The 1,157-nt window shown below is 69.3% G+C and carries 3 protein-coding genes and 1 pseudogene; 3 read left to right on the forward strand and 1 reads right to left on the reverse strand.

Annotated elements, in window-relative coordinates:
* Positions 1-108: 108 nt before the first annotated feature.
* Positions 109-303, forward strand: a pseudogene (locus ACFWZ5_RS46495) (IS110 family transposase); the annotation flags it as partial.
* Between the two features lie 47 nt (positions 304-350).
* On the forward strand, positions 351-644 hold the full coding sequence (locus ACFWZ5_RS46500; protein ID WP_384893377.1) for a hypothetical protein: 294 nt from the start codon (positions 351-353) through the stop codon (positions 642-644).
* Between the two features lie 21 nt (positions 645-665).
* On the opposite strand, the gene ACFWZ5_RS46505 is transcribed toward ACFWZ5_RS46500, so the two are convergent.
* Positions 666-827, reverse strand: coding sequence for a hypothetical protein (locus tag ACFWZ5_RS46505; RefSeq protein ID WP_384893371.1), 162 nt, complete (start codon positions 825-827; stop codon positions 666-668).
* A gap of 30 nt (positions 828-857) precedes the next feature.
* Between ACFWZ5_RS46505 and ACFWZ5_RS46510 the strand changes: the two genes are divergently transcribed.
* A partial coding sequence (locus tag ACFWZ5_RS46510; RefSeq protein ID WP_384893374.1) for a helix-turn-helix domain-containing protein occupies positions 858-1,157 on the forward strand: 300 nt, incomplete at its 3' end.

Consider the following 1,157-nt stretch of genomic DNA (forward strand, 5'->3'; position numbering starts at 1 on the left):
CTCAGCCCCAGGCCAGGGCCGGATCAAGGTGCCCACCACCCAGGGGGAAGCGCCCACCACGGATTCCTGGCCCGGGCGATGCTGGACCGGATCGACGCCGCGTCCGCGATGGTGGACCGGCTCAACGGGCACATCGACACCGTGCTTGCCCCGCACCGGCATCTGCTCGAGTTACTGGCCACCATTCCGGGGGCCGGCACCCGGGCGGCCCAGGTGATCCTCGCCGAGATCGGTATGGACATGAGCCGCTTTGCCTCCGCCGAACACCTGGCCTCCTGGGCGGGGGTCTGCCCCGGCAACCATGAATCCGCCGGCAAGCAGCCCACCGGCAGGACTCGGCACGGAGATCCGTGGCTCAAGGCCGTGGCCAGGCGGCGATGGCCGCCTCCCGCACGAAGAACACTTACCTTGCCGCCCGCTACCGACGGCTGGTCGCCCGCCGCGGCAAACGTCGGGCCCTGGTCGCGATCGAGCACACCATCCTGATCGCCGTCTGGCACATGCTCACCAACTACGTCGAATACGCCGACCCCGGCGGCGAGTATCTTCTCCAGCGCACCGGCAAGGCCCGCGCCACCCGACGACTGGTCGGCCAGCTCAACCAACTCGGCTACCAGGTGAGCCTGCAGCCCGTCGCCGCGTGACGCGCGGGCACGACGTTTGCCTCAGATGAATTTTGGTACCAGGACCGCCACCGGCGCCCACTGCTGGTGCGGCAAGCGCGGGCGGTAGTCGTGGATGCGGCCAGAGACTTCTGGGCTCAGCGTCACGACCCAGGAGAACTGGCTGGTCAAGCAGCTGGTGAAGGGGTTGAAGCCGATCTTCACCGAAAGGAGCGCATATGCATGGTTGGAGGCATGAACCGCCGAACGCCGCCGCGCGAGATTGCCCAGGATCCGGAAACTTGGCCCCACGCCGTGCTCGTTGAACCCGGGGCCGCCGCTGTCCAGCACGTCGCCCGAGCCCTTGCGGCCGCCATCACTGAGCGCGGCCTGAGCCTGCGCAAAGTCGCCGCCGACTCCGGGGTGAACCGCCAGGCCATCGCCGACCTGCTGAGCGGGCGGTCCTGGCCGGACGTGGCCACCGTCGCCCGCCTCGCGGCTGGCCTCGGCGTCGTGCCCTGGCCGCGCGCAGCCACCTTCGAAAGGGAAATGGAT

Origin of the sequence: Streptomyces sp. NPDC059003, from assembly GCF_042740445.1 — a bacterium.
GTDB lineage: Bacteria > Actinomycetota > Actinomycetes > Streptomycetales > Streptomycetaceae > Streptomyces.